The organism is Mesorhizobium sp. M7A.F.Ca.US.005.03.1.1 (assembly GCF_003997975.1).
GTDB lineage: Bacteria > Pseudomonadota > Alphaproteobacteria > Rhizobiales > Rhizobiaceae > Mesorhizobium > Mesorhizobium ciceri.
The window spans coordinates 55,038-72,212 of sequence record NZ_RZRO01000003.1; the positions used below are offsets into that span (position 1 = coordinate 55,038).

General features: G+C 63.7%; 15 protein-coding genes. 8 read left to right on the top strand and 7 right to left on the bottom strand.

Annotated features, from left to right (window positions below):
* Positions 1 to 112: 112 nt before the first annotated feature.
* The gene (locus EN990_RS02235; RefSeq protein ID WP_127384762.1) at positions 113 to 2,653 is read right to left on the bottom strand and encodes a GumC family protein; all 2,541 of its coding nucleotides are present in this window, start codon (positions 2,651 to 2,653) and stop codon (positions 113 to 115) included.
* Positions 2,654 to 2,851: 198 nt separating this feature from the next.
* On the opposite strand from EN990_RS02235, the gene EN990_RS02240 reads away from it, so the two are divergent.
* A complete protein-coding gene (locus EN990_RS02240; RefSeq protein ID WP_127369812.1) occupies positions 2,852 to 4,171 on the top strand; it encodes a lipopolysaccharide biosynthesis protein in 1,320 nt (439 codons plus the stop codon).
* 79 nt (positions 4,172 to 4,250) lie between these two features.
* Here the strand turns inward: EN990_RS02240 and EN990_RS02245 are convergent, their stop codons facing one another.
* The 3 genes from EN990_RS02245 to EN990_RS02255 are packed head-to-tail and all read right to left on the bottom strand — an operon-like array spanning position 4,251 to position 7,134.
* Entirely contained in the window at positions 4,251 to 5,174 is a 924-nt protein-coding gene (locus EN990_RS02245; RefSeq protein WP_127385835.1) for a DUF6492 family protein, read from the bottom strand.
* Positions 5,171 to 5,965: a WecB/TagA/CpsF family glycosyltransferase gene (locus EN990_RS02250; protein ID WP_063170060.1), complete on the bottom strand. Its 795-nt coding sequence runs from the start codon at positions 5,963 to 5,965 to the stop codon at positions 5,171 to 5,173. Before EN990_RS02250 ends, EN990_RS02245 begins: the two co-directional genes overlap by 4 nt.
* The gene (locus EN990_RS02255) at positions 5,962 to 7,134 is read right to left on the bottom strand and encodes a glycosyltransferase family 4 protein (RefSeq protein ID WP_127388237.1); all 1,173 of its coding nucleotides are present in this window, start codon (positions 7,132 to 7,134) and stop codon (positions 5,962 to 5,964) included. Before EN990_RS02255 ends, EN990_RS02250 begins: the two co-directional genes overlap by 4 nt.
* Before the next feature lie 172 nt (positions 7,135 to 7,306).
* Here EN990_RS02255 and EN990_RS02260 point away from each other — a divergent pair, with 172 nt between their 5' ends.
* From EN990_RS02260 to proC, 3 genes are read left to right on the top strand one after another with little or no spacing between them, the layout of a single operon-like run.
* Complete coding sequence (locus EN990_RS02260; RefSeq protein WP_127384495.1) at positions 7,307 to 8,305, top strand: glycosyltransferase; 999 nt, start codon at positions 7,307 to 7,309, stop codon at positions 8,303 to 8,305.
* Positions 8,274 to 9,608: an O-antigen ligase gene (locus EN990_RS02265; protein WP_013530224.1), complete on the top strand. Its 1,335-nt coding sequence runs from the start codon at positions 8,274 to 8,276 to the stop codon at positions 9,606 to 9,608. The genes EN990_RS02260 and EN990_RS02265 overlap by 32 nt, the downstream gene beginning before the upstream one ends.
* A gap of 60 nt (positions 9,609 to 9,668) precedes the next feature.
* Positions 9,669 to 10,484 (top strand): pyrroline-5-carboxylate reductase, encoded by an 816-nt coding sequence (proC, locus tag EN990_RS02270; protein WP_127384496.1) that lies wholly within the window; start codon positions 9,669 to 9,671, stop codon positions 10,482 to 10,484.
* A gap of 4 nt (positions 10,485 to 10,488) precedes the next feature.
* Here proC and EN990_RS02275 read toward each other — a convergent pair whose 3' ends face one another.
* The gene (locus EN990_RS02275) at positions 10,489 to 11,805 is read right to left on the bottom strand and encodes an NAD(P)H-dependent oxidoreductase (protein WP_127384497.1); all 1,317 of its coding nucleotides are present in this window, start codon (positions 11,803 to 11,805) and stop codon (positions 10,489 to 10,491) included.
* 338 nt (positions 11,806 to 12,143) lie between these two features.
* On the opposite strand from EN990_RS02275, the gene EN990_RS02280 reads away from it, so the two are divergent.
* The 3 genes from EN990_RS02280 to EN990_RS02290 all read left to right on the top strand — a co-directional run bounded on the left by EN990_RS02280 (position 12,144) and on the right by EN990_RS02290 (position 14,438).
* Entirely contained in the window at positions 12,144 to 13,550 is a 1,407-nt protein-coding gene (locus EN990_RS02280) for a PTS sugar transporter subunit IIC (RefSeq protein ID WP_013530221.1), read from the top strand.
* Between the two features lie 119 nt (positions 13,551 to 13,669).
* Entirely contained in the window at positions 13,670 to 14,131 is a 462-nt protein-coding gene (locus tag EN990_RS02285) for a PTS sugar transporter subunit IIA (RefSeq protein WP_127267974.1), read from the top strand.
* Between the two features lie 19 nt (positions 14,132 to 14,150).
* The gene (locus EN990_RS02290) at positions 14,151 to 14,438 is read left to right on the top strand and encodes a PTS sugar transporter subunit IIB (RefSeq protein ID WP_023809203.1); all 288 of its coding nucleotides are present in this window, start codon (positions 14,151 to 14,153) and stop codon (positions 14,436 to 14,438) included.
* A gap of 33 nt (positions 14,439 to 14,471) precedes the next feature.
* On the opposite strand, the gene EN990_RS02295 is transcribed toward EN990_RS02290, so the two are convergent.
* Complete coding sequence (locus EN990_RS02295; RefSeq protein WP_127368957.1) at positions 14,472 to 15,866, bottom strand: multicopper oxidase family protein; 1,395 nt, start codon at positions 15,864 to 15,866, stop codon at positions 14,472 to 14,474.
* Between the two features lie 164 nt (positions 15,867 to 16,030).
* Entirely contained in the window at positions 16,031 to 16,663 is a 633-nt protein-coding gene (locus EN990_RS02300; RefSeq protein WP_024504795.1) for a TetR/AcrR family transcriptional regulator, read from the bottom strand.
* Positions 16,664 to 16,765: 102 nt separating this feature from the next.
* Between EN990_RS02300 and EN990_RS02305 the strand changes: the two genes are divergently transcribed.
* Complete coding sequence (locus EN990_RS02305) at positions 16,766 to 17,170, top strand: VOC family protein (RefSeq protein WP_013530216.1); 405 nt, start codon at positions 16,766 to 16,768, stop codon at positions 17,168 to 17,170.
* The last annotated feature ends 5 nt before the right edge of the window (positions 17,171 to 17,175 follow it).

Genomic DNA, 17,175 nt, shown 5'->3' on the forward strand with positions numbered 1-17,175 from the left:
CAGCGTGGCATCTTCACGAAAAATCCAACATGCAATCCCGCCAAAGCGCCGTCCCATGCCGTTTACGCGAAACCGGCATGTTTTTGTACGGCACCGCGCAGATTTTTGTGGCTCAGAAGTAGCGGCGGCGCGTGCGGCTCTCGGTCAGTTCGCGAACCGCTTCGCGGAATTCGCGCAGGCTGGCGCGGATTTCCTCGATTGGCGCTTGCTGCTCGGCATCCTCCACGGCCTGCGACGGCTCCGCCGATCGCTGATGAGGCTGAGGCGCCTGCTGCTGCGCGACGGGCGGCTGTGGATAGGACTCGGAAGCGGGCTGAGCCGGATCGGACTGCTGCCCGGCATTGGCGGCCGGCATCGATTGCGGATAGGGATAGCCCGGCTGCTGCGCGTAGCCTAATGGCTGCGCGTAGGGATAGAGCTGCGGCCCGGAATATGGCCGCTGCGTCATCATGGGAGGCGGCAGTGGCGGCTGCGCCGTCTGCTGCGGATGGCCGCCGGGCTGGAAAGGTGGTGCCGGGTATGCTGTCGCGGCCGCCTGCCGGGGCTCGAAGGCCGGCGCCGGCCGGGGATAGGCGCGGTATTGCGGATCCTGCGTTGGCTCCCCGTTTTCGGCAGAGGCCCATTCGACGGTATCGAACGGCTCCTCCCGGGATGGCCTGCGGGAGACGGACTTGTGCAGCCTCGACAGCAAGGCACCGATCCGGCCGGGACCTTCTGCCGGCGAGGCCTCGGCTTGCTGGACAGGCGGTGGCACGGCCGGCGGTGGTGATGCAGGCGGGGGTGTCGATGGCTGCGGCGCTGGTGGTAATGGCGGCGCCGGCGGCGGCGCTGCCCGATATGCCTTGTCTTCGTAAGGCGTCCGGCGTTCGTCCGCGCCATGGTCGCGACGCGAGCGCGAATTGGCGGTGTCACGCAGGCTCTCATAGGCGCCACGCATGGCTCCGAGGCCAATGCCGGAGGCGAAACCCAGCAACAGGCCGGCGAGCGCGACCACGACCCGCGACGGCCCGTTCGGCTCGAGCGGCGCGAAGGCCTTCGAGATCACATTGATGTTGGCGGTGTTGATGTCCTTCTGCTCGCCGGTCTCCTTGGCGCGCAGCAGGTACTGTTCGTAGACGGAACGCTTGGCGGTCGCCTCGCGCTCCAGTTCGCGCATCGACACGAGGTCGCTGTTGACGTCGCCGCTGCGGACCTTCAGCTGCGCCAGGCGAGAGGCGAGATCCTGTTCGAGCTGGACGGCGCGCTTGAGGTCGACCTGCAGCGACGAGCCGATGCGGCGCAGCTCCGAGGCGATGCGGTCGCGTGCGCCGGCAATCTGGGCATTGATCGCCTGGAGTTCGGGGTGACGCGGGCCGAGCCGGATGGCGGCGCGGTCAGCTTCCTGCTTGAGCGACGCATATTGCGAACGCAGATCGCTCATCGTGTTGGAGTTGATCTCCTCCGGCAAGGTACCGGTGAGAACCGAATTGACGTCGACCGAACGCGCCGAGGCCGCCCGGGCGTTGAGTTCCAGGGTCCGGGCGCGCGCGACCGACAGCTGCTCGTTGAGTTTCAGCATCTCGTCGTCGCTGATGAGATGGCCCTGCGCGTCAACGAGATCGTGCGTGGCCCTGAAATCCTCGACCTTGCGCTCGGCTGCCTCGACGCCCTTGCGCAACTCGTCGAGCCTGGCCGTCAGTTCGTCGGTGGCGCGGCCTGCGGTGTCCGACTGTATCTGGCCGAAAGTCTGCAGGAAGACATCCGTCATCGTGTTGGCGATGAGCGCTGATTTCTCGCCATTCTGCGTGGTGGCGCTGACGGTGATGACGAAGGTCTTGCCGCCGCGCTCGACCGAAAGGCTCTCAGCCAGATTGCCGACAGCAAGCGCGCGGCGACGGCTGTCGTCGACACCCCCCGGCCCATCATTGCGGGACAGGACGGAGCGAATGAGCGACATGACACTGAGGCCGCCGCTGCCTTGCCCATTGAATTCCGGATCATTGACCAGATTGAGCTTGTCGACGACCTTGTTGAGAACAGTGCCTGATGTCAGCACCCGGACCTGGTTCTCGACGATGGCCAGCGTGGCGTCGGAAGCGACGACCGACTGGGTGAGGTCCCGATCGGTGAGCTTCAGGTCGCGCGGGTCGACGATCAGTTCGGTGGTGGCCTCATATTTCTTCGGCGTCGACAGCGCGATGGTGACGCCGAGCGCGGCGCCCAGCAGTGTCGTCGTCACGATCAGCAGCTTCGACTTGCCGACACCGCGCACCACCTGCATCGGATCGATCAGCGGCTTCCACTGCTGGCTGTCCGTGCCGTCGTTTCGGGATAACGATGCGTCGCCTGCAGCGTAAGGTTCCGATGTATGATCGGCGCGACGAGCGCCAGCGGTTTCGGCGGCACTAGGCTGTGTCCGCGGCGAGGTTTGCGCGCGGTACGCTTGCTCACGATCCCCGTCGGCCGCGACCGGATCCGACAGTTTCGGGTTGCGCGCCTCGCGCTGCGAGCGGGCGAGGCGATGACGCGTGGCGGCGTCCTCGCGCCATGACGGGTCTGCCCGGTCGCCGATCGAGACCAGCGACGCGTCGGGTTCGTCGCCACGCACAGCCTGGCCCAGCGCCAGCAACGAGCGCTCGCGCTTCCAGTCTTCGCGGTTTTCCCTGTCGACCATCGTCTGGAACTTTACCCTTGGCGACCTGCGAACGGAGATTGGCCATTCGTTAAGCCACGCTAAACAGGCATGGAAAACAAAAGGTTAATTTTCCCGCGCCGAAGCGTCGGTTTCTCGTTTCGGTTGCATCTATTTTCGACACAAGCCCAGCCGCCAGAACGGCACGTTAAGTTTTCCGGCCTAGGCTCTCCTTGAGACATGACGCAGGCCAGTGACATACCGCAAAGGCGGCCCCTCGCCCGGCCGCAAAGGCGGCCCCTCGCCCGGATCGGCAGCTTTTTGGCCGAACGACGGGGGCTGCTTCGCGACTATTTCTCAGCGATCAGCGGTGCCGGTGGGCGACTGGTGTTTTCGCTGGCCTATTTCATCGCGCTGGCCAACACGCTGTCGATATCCGAATTCGGCATGTTCGCCACCGCGTCGGCGGCCGGCGTCATGCTGTCGCGCATCCTCGCTTTCGGGTTCATCTCGGCGCTTTACCGCACCGCCACCATCCGCCCCAATCTGATCGGCACCTTTTCCGCCGGCTTCCTGCTGCTCGGCGTGCTGTCGCTGCCGCTGCTGGCCGTGGCCTCGTTCGGCGTCTATCTGCTTTTCTTTGCCGACACCGTGCCGCTGTCGGTGTTTGCGGCAATCGTCTTTGCCGAAGCGCTGTTGTGGCGGCCGGTGGAGGTGGCGCTGATCGTCAACAACGGCCTGGGCAAGTTCGGCCGCGCCGCGCTGCTGGCCATCCTGGCGACCGCGCTGCGGGCGCTCGGCGCGGTGCTGTTCATGTTCTCAGCGCAACACAGCGTCTGGATATGGTCCTGGTTCTATATCGGCGCCAATGCCGCCTCGCTGCTGATTGCCTTCGGCTTCTTCTACCCGCGCCAGAGGCTGCGGCTGCGCGTCGAGCTGTATCTTCGGCGATTGGCCGATTCCATCTATGTGGCCGGCGCCGAAGTGCTGTTCTACCTGCAGATGGAGTTCGACAAGCTGCTGGTGCTGGCGATCGGCGGCCCGCATCTGGCCGGCATCTACGCCATCATCATGCGGCTGGTAGACCTGACGGCGATTCCGATCCGCACCTTCTCGATGATGCTGGTGCAGCGCATGATGCGCGCGCCGGAACTGCTGTCACGGCTGGCGGTCAAGAGCGGCATCGAAGGCGGCGTTTTCGCGGTGTCGACGCTGGCGCTCTTGACGCTCGGCATCGTGCTGCATTTCTTCCCCAATGCGCTCGGCAAGAATGTCGCCGAGGCTGCCCCGCTGGTGGTGCTGGCGATCTGCGTGCCGGGATTGCGCAATCTGATCGAATACCAGGCCGAGCTTTTGTTCGCACGCGGCCAGACGCTGGTGCGGGCGCTCAATCTCGGCCTGCTCGCCGGATTGAAGGCGCTGTTGCTGACCTATGTGCTGACGACCATCCTCGACACGCCGAAGCTGGTGCTGTCGCTCAATGTCGTCTTCCTGCTTTTGTATCTCGCCTCGACGCTGCTCACCTATTCGGCGATGCGCAAGCCGGCCAAACCCGTCTAGGACTTTCTCATTTGTACATGACTTCTGGACAAACGGAAATCGTTGTCCGAGAAAACCGGTTTCCGCTTTTCGGGATGATCTAATCCAACCCAATCAGACGGCGGATGCGGCCGATATCGGTGCCGATGAAGGATTGCATGCCGATCGCCACCTGCTCCGGCGCCATGGCGGCAACGAAGCGGCGGAACTCGTCATCCGAAAGCGCTTCGCCGGTCCAGTGCACGCGGCAGAACTCTTCGGAACCGTGGAAGTGGCCGGCTCCGTCCAGCAGATCGTCGACATAGCGGCCGTAGATCATGCATTCGGAGAATTTGCGCGCCGAACCGACGACCTCGACCCAGTTGCGGCCATGGACCTTCTCGATCTCGCCGCACATGGCCAGCACGGTGTCGCGCCGCCAGGCGATCAGCGTCGAGATGTAGTCATGGATCGACGTCCGGGACGGGTCGATGCCGAGTGCCGATCCCGCATTGCGCGACCAGATGCGATGCTCCTCATGACCTTCGTCCGCCAGCACAGCGTCGCGGCGGAACAGGCGCACCTTGCCGTCGCGCCAGAAGGCGCCGCAGTCGAAAGGTTTCAGGAAGGCAACATCGGAATCGCAGAAGATGAGCACGTCTTGAGATGCATGCGCTGATATGGCGATGCGGCGCAACTGCTGCACATGCCAGCCGCGCAGCGGCTGGGTCTTCAGGCTGAGCCAGACGCGCCGGCGAAACAGGCTGAGCGGATCGTCGAAGGCGTGCAGCCAGCGCGGCAGCAATTCCCGCTCGTCGACCACCGTGCGGCGGCCGGTCTCCAATTGGCGAAACAGGCCGACATCGCGATGCTCGACCAGGATGTAATGGTGCGCCGCGCCAGAAACGTGGCGATCAAGTGTCTCGCACAGCAGGCGACAGCGCTCGAAATCGGGCGCATAGCTTGCCGTCACGATGGCCGCCGTCGGTGTCTGCCGGAGCGGGCTTGGCTCGACAGCGGCACCTGGCACGAACCTGCTGTTCATTTGGTATCTCCCGCGGCTTCGGGCGCAAGCGAGAATTTCTGCCTGACGACGCGCAGCAGGAACAGCGGGTTGCCGACCACATAGCGGCGCCACAGGCGGCCCGGCTCGACAGCCAACCGGAACAGCCATTCGAGCCGCAGCCGGCGCATCCACAAGGGCGCGCGGGGCACCGCGCCGCTCAGGAAATCAAGCAACGCGCCGACGGCGATCGGCAGCGTGCAATGGCGCGCGTCGATATGGCGTTCGATCCACAATTCCTGGCGCGGCACGCCCATGGCCACGAGCAGCACGTCGGGCCGAAGCGCGGCAATCCGGTCGACGATTTCCTGCTCCTGCGAAGGGGGGAAATAGCCGTCATGGATCACCACGAACCGGTGCTGCACGGCCAGTGCCGCCAGCTTGACCGACGCCGCTTCGGCGTTGACGCGCGTCGCGCCGAGCAGCCCGACGGTCAGCGGCGTCGTCGAGGCCTGCAGGAAGGCCGGGACGAAATCGGTACCATTGAGATTGTCGGGAAACGGCGCCCCGTAGAGGAGCCTCGCCGCCAGATCGATGCCGATGCCGTCGGGCAGGATGAGGAAATCATCGAGTGCTTCGGCGAACACCGGGTCGGTATAGGCGATGTTGGCGTTGTGGGCGTTGAGGAAACTGACCTTGGTGAAGCGCCGCTCGGCAATCAACCGGTTCAGCAGGGCGATGGCATCGTTCCAGCGGACCGCAACCACCGGGATGCCAAGGATCGTCTTCAGCGTGTCGAGCCCGAAAGCGGCGCGGGCGGAATGCATGTTCATGCAAACGCCTCCTGCCTGAGAGGGGCGAGCTTTTCGAGGCCGAGCCGGATGGCAGCGTCGAGCGCCTTGACCTGCGAGCCCCGGAACGCGCTGCCGTCAACGTCGCGGATGTCGGCCGCCGCAGCCTCGAGCGCCCTGGCGAAGGCAACGGGATCGTCGGTGACGACGCAATTGGAAGGACGGTGGTCGATGCCGCGCAACGAACGGCTGGTGGCGACCGAAGGCAGGCCGAGCTCGAAGGTTTCGATGGTCTTCAACTGGACACCGCTGCCGGCGGTGCTGATCAGCGGGATGACGGCAGCACCGCGCACGAAAGCTTGCGCGTCGGGCACGCGGCCGACAAATTCGACACCCGGGTGCTTCGACGCGACGCCCGAAGGCATGTGGCCCGCAATGCGGATGCGGAAATCGGGCCGCAGATGCGGCACGACCTTGCCCAGGAACCAGTCGAGGCCGATGCGGTTCGGCTGCCAGGTCCAGGTGCCGATCAGTGCGGCGTCGCAGTCGATGCGGCGCGGGCTTTTCAGGGTTGGCGCCTGGGCACCGGTCACCAGCGACAGCACCGCCGAGCGGTTGTCGGAGGCGACACCGAGCGCGGCGCGGTCTTCCTCGGCCAGGGTGAAGACGAAGCGCGCCCGGCGGCAGAGACGCTCTTCGACGGTCTTGAGCAGCCTCGCCTCGCGGCGAAACAGCAGGCGCTGGAAGAGGCTGCCGGCGGCAGCGGCATTCTCCCGCGCCGAAAGATGCTCGACATTGTGGGCAACGAAGATCGAAGGCCGCTCAGCGAACAGCTTTTCGAAGGCGCCGGCGAACTGCACGGAATTCAAGACATAGCCGTCAAACGGTCCGGCACGCTCAATGGCAGCGAGAACATCGCTGTCGGACACGGCGCGCAGCTTGACCGACGCGAAGGTGAGGCCCGAAAGCAGCGCCTTGCCGACCCAGGCCAGCTTTTGCCGCGCGGAGGCATTTTCCGTGCGCACGTCGATCGCACCCAGCACCACGGTGTTTTCGGGGTCGGCCGCGGGCTTCCCCGGCCAGGTAAAGCCGATGACGGTGACGCGCGCGCCAGCGCGCCGCAAGGCAGCGATGATCGCAGCGTTGGCGATCTCGTAGCCCGAGGCGAGAGCGCCGTCGGGCACGATCGATGTGGCGAACAGCAGATGCATCTTACCTATCCAGTGGTGTAGCCGGTAGCAAAGTGCGGTGAACCCTTGATTAAGCCTGCACATTCGACGACCGAAAGCCGCTGCCTGGCGGGCTTCTCCGTACAAGGTGATTAACGAAACCTTATCAACCGTGGTGCTACCAGAGCCCAACTCACCATGTGGCTGGACACGGATGATCCCTTTGCCATCGGACGGCTCGGTAACGGTCGCGGGACGCACGCCGCGGCTTGACGTCGAGGCCGTCGAAGCCGTCGTCACCTTGCCGACCTTCAAGCGTCCCGAGCAAGTGCTGGAAACGCTGGCGTCGCTGCGCGCGCAGCAAACCGGCAGACGCTTTGCCGTGATCGTCATGGAGAACGAAGCCGAGGCGCGGGCCGGCGCCAAGGCGGCGCTGCCGCTGTTCGAGCGGGGCGAAATGCCGGGCCTGGTGATCATCGCGCACGAGCGCGGCAATTGCAGCGCCTACAATGCCGGCTGGCAGACAGCCATCCTGCAATTCCCGAACTTCAGGCATCTGCTGGTCATCGACGACGACGAGATCGCCGATCCGCAGTGGCTGGAACGGATGTGCCTGGCTGCCGAAACGCTCGGCGCCGACATTGTCGGCGGCCCGCAGGTGCCCGTGTTTGCCGACCCCGCCCATGCGCGATGGGCAGACCATCCGGTGTTCGCGCCGCCTTACCGGGAAACCGGACGCGTGCCGGCGCTCTATTCGTCGGGCAATCTTCTGGTCGGGCGCAACGTGCTGATCGCCATGGGTCCGCCCTTTCTCGATCTCAGATTCAATTTCATGGGCGGCGGCGATTCCGACTTTCTCAGCCGGTCGGTGCAAAAGGGCTTTGTGCTGGGCTGGTGCGCCGAGGCCAAGGTGCTGGAAACCGTTCCGGCGCGGCGTATCGAAGCCGACTGGATCCGCGCCCGCAGCCTGCGCAACGGCGTCATCTCGACACTGGTCGAAAAGAAGAAGCGCGCCGGCACGCCAATGGCCGGCGCCAAAGTGTTGCTGAAGAGCCTGGCACTGCTTGCCGCCTCGCCGTTTCGCGGCCTGATCCGGCTGGCGCGGACCCGATCGCCGGCGATCGCCATCTACCCCGTCCATGTGGCGCTGGGCCGCGTGCTGGCCGAATTCGGATATGCCAATGAGCAATACCGCCAGCCTGAGAAAAACTGAGCGCGCGCCGCTCGGCGACGCGTTCACGCGCGAAGGCGTGGCCACCGCCATTGCCGCGCTGCTGTTCACCGTCATCATGGTGTCGTTCCGGCCGTTCCAGCCGGGCGGCGCCGAACTCACCGGTCAAGGCGGCGACATCGTCAACCAGCTTGGCTTCGGTTCGCTCGGCGCCATGTCGATCTTCTCGCTGATGGCCTTTGCCGATCCGCGCGTGGTGCGCTCGCTGCTGAGCCCATCCTGGGTGTTGATGCTGGGCTTCTTTTTCCTCTCGGTGATCCTGTCGACCGATCCGCCTTCGGCCATGCGCGCCGCCTCCTTCACGCTGATCGGCATCCTGACGATGGCGACGATCCTGGTGCTGCCGCGCGACGCCGAAGCCTTCTCGAAGGTGATCATCTTCACCGCCGTCGTGGTCATGGGCCTTTCCTATCTCGGCCTCATCGTCTTTCCGCACGAGGCGATGCACACAGCCGACTCGCAGGAGCCCGAACATGCCGGACTGTGGCGCGGCGTGTTCACCCACAAGAACATTGCCGGGCCGGTCATGGCCTGCCTCAGCTTCGCAGGCCTCTATCTCTACCGGCGCGGGCAGCGCTACTGGGGCGCCGGGATCTTCTTCGCGGCGATGATCTTCATGCTGCACACCGGCTCCAAGACGACAGCCGGCCTGGTGCCGTTCTCGATCCTGATCGTCATGTTCCCGAGCCTGATAGGCATGCGGCTCGGCACGCCGATCCTGTTTGCGCTGGCCATCATCGCCACGGCGGTCGGCACGCTGGGCATCGTCTTCCTGCCGCCTGTAAAACATCTGGCGGCGATCTATTTCCCCGGCATGACCTATACCGGCCGCACGACGCTGTGGGAGTTCGCCGGCAGCATGCTGGCGAAGAAGCCATGGACCGGCTACGGCTATGAAAGCTTCTGGGGCACGCCGCTCTTGCTCAACCAGGACCAGCCCTTCGACCGGCCCTGGGACATCAGGACCATCGTGCACGGCCATGACGGCTATCTCGACATCGCCGTGCTGATGGGCATTCCGGCACTATGCGTGGCGGTCTACACCTTCCTCATCGCGCCGCTGCGCGACTACATGCGCATTCCGTTGCGCAGGGAAAACATCTTTCTCGGCGACTTCTTCATGATGGTGGTGCTGTTCACGGCGCTTAACGCTTTCCTCGAAAGCTTCTTCTTCCATCGCGGCGACCCGGTCTGGCTGTTCTTCGTGCTCGGCGTGCTCGGCCTCAGGCAAGTGTCGCTGCGGCCAATCGCGGTGCGCGATCCCGATCGTGGCTCGCGATCCTGATGGGGCTTCCCCAGGGAAGCGCCAGCGTCTATGTGAAGGCCTTCCTTTGGAGGGCTTTCGATGACGATCAGGCTTGTTCTCGCCGGCTGCGGCAATATGGGCTACGCCATGCTCTCGGGCTGGCTGAAATCCGGCAAGCTCGCGCCGTCGGCGGTTTTCGTGGTCGAGCCCAATGCCGATCTGCGCAATCGCGCGGCAACGCTGGGCTGCGTGACATCAGCCGATGCCGGTAGCATACCGGCCGATGCCCTGCCCGATCTCGTCGTCATCGCGGTGAAGCCGCAGGTGATCCGCGACGTCACGGCCGCCTACAAGCGCTTCGGCGACGGCCGCACCACCTTCGTCAGCATCGCCGCCGGCACGCCTGCCGCCACCTTCGAGGAAATCCTCGGCAACCGCGCGCCGATCGTGCGCTGCATGCCCAACACGCCCGCGGCGATCGGCAAGGGCATGATGGTGGTGTTCTCCAACAAGCTCGTGTCCGATGACACCAAGCGTTTCGTCGCCGACCTTTTGTCGGCGAGCGGCGAAGTGGCCACCATCGACGATGAGGGCCTGATGGATGCGGTGACCGCCGTGTCCGGATCGGGGCCGGCCTATATTTTCCATTTCATCGAAGCGCTGACGGTTGCCGCCGAGAAGGCCGGTCTGCCGACGGCGACCGCCAAGCTGCTCGCCATGCAGACCGTCTATGGCGCCGCCTCGCTCGCCGCCGAAAGCGGCGAGGAACCGGGCGTGCTGCGCCGGCAGGTCACCAGCCCCAACGGCACGACGGCCGCGGCGCTGGCCGTTCTGATGGGCGAGGACCGGCTGACCAATCTGCTGACGCAAGCGGTGGAGGCTGCGCGGCTGCGGTCGGTCGAACTGGGGAGATAAATCCTCAGTTTGTCCCGTACAGCATCTCATCCTGCAGCCGGCGCAAGGCGAACAGCCTCGTCGTCTGGTCGGGCGACGCATTATCCGCCGTCAGCAATTCGCCTTTCGTGACCGGTTTCAGCACCTTGCCGCCCTCGAGCAGGCCGACCGGCACGGCGCGCTGGGCGCGGGCTTCGCCGACGGTCATCGTCCAGGAGCGGTAACAAGTCTCGCCGATCGCATCGAAGGTCTCGCCGGGGGCAAGGTCGCGCTTGGCAACGGCGCACACTTCGGCAACCGGCCGCGGCAGCGGCACCATGTCGGGCTTGCCGAAAAGCACGATGCGGGCGGCGGTCAGCGGCACTTCCAGCGAGGTCAAATGGTATGGCCGGAACAGGCTGTAATAGGGGCCGTGGCCGATATGAAGATCGTCCATGCGCTCGATGATGCGCGGATGCGTCGCTTCGACGATGACGAAGACACCGGGCGCGACGCCCTTGCCGACCGTGTAGTCGACGACGCCTTTCTTCAACAGCAGCCCGCCATCCTCGCGCGGGATCAGCACCTTGGCGAGGTCGTCGCGATCGGCCTTGGGGCCGTGCATGCCGGGGACGTCCGGCACCAGCCCGGTGGCGTTGGCGATGGCGCACATCTCGACCATGGTCTTGGAGCCGTCGACGAACTCGACCAGCATGCGCGGGTTCATGTTGCGGCGGATCGCTTCGGCGCGATAGTCGTCCGGCACGGCATCGTGGTTGAGCGGGTTGTTCTTGCCCTTGCCGGCCGACACGATGGTCAACCCGAGCGCCGACGCAAACTCGATCAGTTCCATGCAGCTCGACGGCTCGTCGCCCGCACCCACCGAATAGACGACGCCAAGCCGGTCGGCCTGCTGCTTGAGATAGCAGCCGATGGTGACGTCGGCCTCGACGTTCATCATCACCAGATGCTTGCCGTGCTCCATCGCCATGAGGTCGAAATCGGCGGCGACGCCCGGCTTGCCGGTGGCGTCGATGACGACGTCGATCAGCGGATTGGTGACCAGCATCTCGTTGGATGTGACGGCGATTTTTCCCGCCTCGATTGCCGCGGTGACTTTCGAGGCGGTGTCGGCTTCGACCGCCATGGCTTCGTCGCCATAGGCGATACGGATAGCGTCGCGCGCGGTGTGCGGGCGGCGCGTCGAGACGGCGCAGACCGAAATGCCCGGCATCAGCATGCCCTGCGTGACCAGATCGGTGCCCATTTCGCCCGAACCGATGACACCGATGCGCACCGGGCGGTTCTCGGCGGCACGCTTGGCGAGATCACGGGCAAGCCCGGTCAGGGCGACGTTGGTCATGCAGGAATGTCCACAGCTTCGTGATTTGGGGTCGGATAGCAGGGAATGGGTTCTATTTGCCAACGAAACCCGGTCGCGACCGGCAATTTCCCACGAAATCGTCTCGGAAGGCACGTCCGCCGGGGCTCGATTCGCCGAAGCCCAACAATTGACATTGCAGCGGACAACCCCAATAAAACATTCGTTTGTCAACAAAGGCAAATGTTCACCGACGCGACAGTCGGGAAGCATTCGCCTCTGGGCAAATTGGGGAGTGTCTTTGCGCCACGGCGTCAAAGGCTGGATGGAGCATCATTGCGAGGCGTCGAGCGAAGGCTCGCGGCTCCAGGGGAGGAAAAATGGATACTGTTCTCGCGGGCCTAAAAGGGGCCATCGATACGCTTGGCCCGACGATCCTGCTGCCAATTGTCATTTTCGTCATCGCCGTGGTTCTGGGCGCCAAGGTCAGCAAGGCTTTTCGCGCCGCCGTCACCATCGGCGTCGCCTTCATCGGCATCAATCTGGTGCTTGGCCTCATGTTCACGTCGATTGGCGACGTCGCCAAGGCCATCGTCACCAACACCGGCATCCATCGCGACATCATCGATGTCGGCTGGCCCTCCGCGGCCGCGATCGCCTTCGGCTCATCGGTCGGCCTTTGGGTCATTCCGGTCGGCATCCTCGTCAACATCGTGCTGTTGCTGACACGCATGACGCGCACGCTCAATGTCGACGTCTGGAATTTCTGGCACTTCGCCTTTGTCGGCTCGCTGGTCGTCGCCGCAACCGACAATCTGGCCTATGGCATCGCGGTCGCAGCACTTGTCGCAGCACTCTCGCTGCTGTTCGCCGACTGGTCGGCGCGCGCGGTACAGCAGTTCTACGGGGTACCCGGCATTTCCGTGCCGCATCTCGCCTCGGCGCAGATCCTGCCGATCGCCATTGTGCTCAACTGGATCATGGACCGCATTCCCGGGATCAACCGCATCAACATCAACACCGATACGATCGAGCGCAGGTTCGGCGTGTTCGGCGAACCTGTCGTGATGGGCCTCATTATCGGCCTCGTGCTTGGTGCGATCGCCTTCTACAATGCGGGTGATCTCAGCGTGGTGCTGGCCAAGGTTCTGGGCACCGGCATGACGCTGGCCGCGGTCATGCTGCTGCTGCCGCGCATGGTCAAGATCCTGATGGAAGGCCTGCTGCCGGTTTCCGACGCAGCCCAGGCATTCGTGCGCAAGCGCACGGGCGATCGCGAGCTTCTTGTTGGCCTCGATTCCGCGATCCTGATCGGCCATCCGGCCGCGATCTCGTCGTCGCTGATCCTGGTGCCGATCGCGATCATCCTGTCCATCATCCTGCCGGGCAACCGCGTCATCCTGTTCGCCGACCTTGCGGTCATTCCCTTCATCGTCGCCATGACCGCGCCGCTGGTCAAAGGCAACGTGTTCCGCATGGTGGTGATCGGCACGGTGACGCTGGCCATCGGCTTCTACGTCGCCAACGCGCTGGCGCCGCTGTTCACAAGTGCTGCCGTCGCATCGGGCTTCAAGCTGCCGGCGGATGCGCTGCAGATCACCTCGGTGGTCGACGGCTTCCTGTGGGTGCCTTACGTGGTCATCGAGGCGATCCAGGGGCTTGGACTTGTCGGCATCATCGTGATCGCGGTGGTCATCGCGGCATTGTTTGTCCTCTACCGCCGCAATCCGCTCGGCTGGGAGCGGGCCGCGGGCGCCGAAGACGAGCCGGCCGAAGAGACGGCCTGAACCTGATAGGGTCCACCCTTCAAACCGATCGTACGCCCTCCTCGGGGCGCCCGATTTCATCGACGGAGCCCGATCGTGCGCCCTCCTCGGGGCGCACGATTTCATCGACGGAGCAAAGAATGTCCGACGGCCTCATGCAGCTTCTGGATCCCGACGCGATCGTGCTCGGATCCGATGCCTCGACCAATGAGGAGATCATCCGCATCCTGGCGGGCCGGCTGGAGAGACTTGGCTATGTCAAAAGCTCCTATGCCGACGCGGTCGTGCGCCGCGAATTGACCATCCCGACCGGACTGCCGCTGGAACGCTCCGACAATGTCGCGGTGCCGCACACCGATCCGGAGCATGTGCTGAAGCCTGGCATCGCGATGGGCACATTGAAGCAACCAGTGACCTTCGCCAACATGGAGGATCCCGACGAGATGCTGCCGGTCGGCTTCGTTTTCCTGCTTGCCATCAACGACAAGGACAAGCAGATTGAGGCGCTGCAGGCCGTCATGGCCACCATCCAGAACCCGCAAGCCTTGGATGATTTGAGGTCGGCCAGAACCCTCGAAGACGTGCGAGCCGTACTCGGCTGATAACCAAGGAGAAGCAGAGATGTCCAGACAGAAAACCATTCTCTTCGCCTGCGGCACGGGCATCGCCACCTCGACCGCGGTCAACGTCGCCGTCACCGAGGAAATGAAGAAACGCGGCCTCACCTTCAATGCCCAGCAGGCAAAGGCCACCGAAGTGCCCGGACTGGCCGACAATGTCGACTTCATCGTCGCAACCACCCCGATCTCCGCTTCGGTGACCAAGCCGGTCATCAAGGGCCTCGCCTTCCTCACCGGCATCGGCAAGGACAAAGTGCTCGACGAGATCGAGGCTCAATTGCGCAAGTGACGGTCCAGACGCCACGCGCAGGCTGACGCGGCTTCACACCACCCTGACGTAGCTCGTCATTCCCGATTTCTGGTGCTCGATGATGTGGCAGTGCAGCAGCCAGTCGCCGGGATTATCGGCGACGAAACCGAGCTGAACCTTCTCGTTGGGCTGGATGAGATAGGTGTCGGAAATGACAGGCTGAACCTGGCGCGTCGAGGACGACAGCACCTTGAAGCTCATGCCGTGCAGATGCATAGGATGGGATTGCGGCGTCAGGTTCTCCATGTCGATGACATAGCTTTGGCCAAGCTTCAGTTCGGCCAGAGGCGCGGTCGGATCCTTGGTGTCGCCGGGCCACGGCACTTTGTTGATGGCCCAGAAACTGTAGCCAAGCGAGCCGCAGATGCCATCGCTCGGGACGTTTTCCGCCGTGGCGCTGAGCGCCAGGGAAATATGCCTGGCACTGGCGAGATCCACTTCCGCCACCGGATTGAGCTCCAGTGGAGCAAGATCCCGAATGTCCCGTTTGAGGGAGTTTCCTGTCGCGCGCAGGGTTGCCAGGATTTTTGGCTTGGTGCCTCTGACGTCCCTCAAGCTGACGATCGCGCCTTCCTCGTCGGGCATGCGTATGGCCAGCTCCATGCGCTGGCCGGGTCCAAGCAGCAAGGCATCGGGCGAAAAACGCTCAGGCACCGGATTGCCGTCGAGCGCCATGACAGTCGCCTTTGCACCGTCGACGTGAAAAGCGTAGATTCGCGTCACGTCGGTGATGGCGACGCGCAGCCGCGCCAGTCCGCCGGCCGGCGCATCATATTGCGGCTGGTCGAGCCAATTGGCGGTGCGCACCGTGCCGTAAGTTCCGGTTCTCGCGGCATCGCGCGGCCGGAACTGGTCGATGAACTGACCGTCGTCGCCGAGGCGCCAGTCGCGCAAATTGAGGACGATTTCGGCATCGAATTTCGGATCGTTGGGATTCTCGACCACGATCACGCCGGTCAGGCCATGGCCCATCTGCTCCAGCGTGTTGCAATGCGGGTGGTACCAGAAGGTGCCGGCATCGGGCGGCGTGAAGGCGTAGTCGAAATGATCGCCGGTGTAGACGTAGGGCTGGACCAGGAACGGCACGCCGTCCATCTTGTTTGGAACGCGAATACCGTGCCAGTGGATCGTCGTCGGATCGTCGATCGCGTTGACAAGGCGTGCAGCGAAGGGCTGGCCTTTTTTCATTCTGAGCACGGGCGGCATTCCGGCGTTGCCATAGGTCAGCACATCCCTGGTCTGGCCGATATCCATCAGCTTCGCCTGGATCTTTGCCGTCTGCAAAACCACCGGCTCAGGCGTGGCAGCGGCCCAGCCACCAAGCCGGCCCATGGCCGAAAGCCCGACCCCGCCTGCGCCGGCAATCGCTGCCGTTTTCAAAAGCCGGCGTCGGGTGAGTACGGTCATTTGACGCTCCAGCTGCAAAGACGGCTGCCCTGGGTTTATCGCAGCCTTGGATCGTAAGCGAGCATCCTGTGCCTAAACCGACTCCGCCACCGGCCTTAAGCAAAAGACGCTGGCGTGGACGGACAATCGACCACAATAAGCATCGCTGGCGGAGCGGCGCGCGACTATTTCGGCCGCGCCCCATAGGCGGCAAGGAATGCTTCGACCGAAGCATCGGCGTGCCGCTCGAGGTCCGCCTTCGAACGCGGGTTGCTTCCGGTGAACATGGCTTCGTTCATTGGGATCCAGAGAAGCATTCCGAAGAGATGGCTGGCCGCCAGACGGGGATCGCTGGTCTGCAACAGGCCTCGACTGGTAAGCTTTTGAAAGCATGATGCCACCGAGGCAAGCATGCGTTCAAAACCTTTTTCATACCAGCTCCGGCCAAGCTGCGGCATCCGATCCGCGTTGGCGATAATCAGACGCCGCAGCTTCAGCAGCTCTTCGTCCATCAGCGTCGTTGTCATGCGTCGGGCAAGCTGCTGTAGCCCACCCTCCATGAATTTCGCCTCGGAAAGCAGCATCGTCACGGACTCGACGACATCGTTGGTCTGGCTGGCGGTGGACTCGACGACTTCGCCGAAAAGCGTCTCCTTGTCCGTGAAATGCTTGTAGACAGTCTGCTTGGATGCGCCTGCTTTGGTGGCGATCTCTTCCATGCTGGTTCCATCATAGCCCTTGGCGATGAAGGCGGCCGTAGCCGCTTCAATGATTTCACGATCCTTGCGAGCCGACCTGGTCTCACCATCAATTTTCATAGCGCCTCTCAACCGGTACTAGACGGTACCGTTCCCGCATGGTAGCCATAGTTACAGTACTAGACTGGCTAGTACCCATCAACGGCAGCAAGGCTTAGACCGATGACCAAAATGATCTTCCTCAATCTACCGGTACGCGATCTGCAGGCGGCGACCAAGTTCTATCTCGCGATCGGGGGCACGCTGAACCCGCAGTTCTCGAGCGACCAGTCCAGCTCGATCATGTTCTCAGACTCGATCGGGGTCATGTTGCTGACGCACCAGCATTACAGCCAGTTCACAGCGCGCCCGATCGGCGACCCCAAGCGGGACAGCCAGATGTTGATCGCACTAACCGTCGACAGCAAGGACGAGGTCAATGTCGTAATCGAGAAGGGCGTGGCGGCAGGCGGTCGCGCCGATCCCAACCCGGCGCAGGATCTTGGTTTCATGTTCAACCGCCACATCGAAGATCCGGACGGCAACGTCTGGGAGCTGCTGTGGATGAACCCGTCGGCCATGCAATAGCCCAC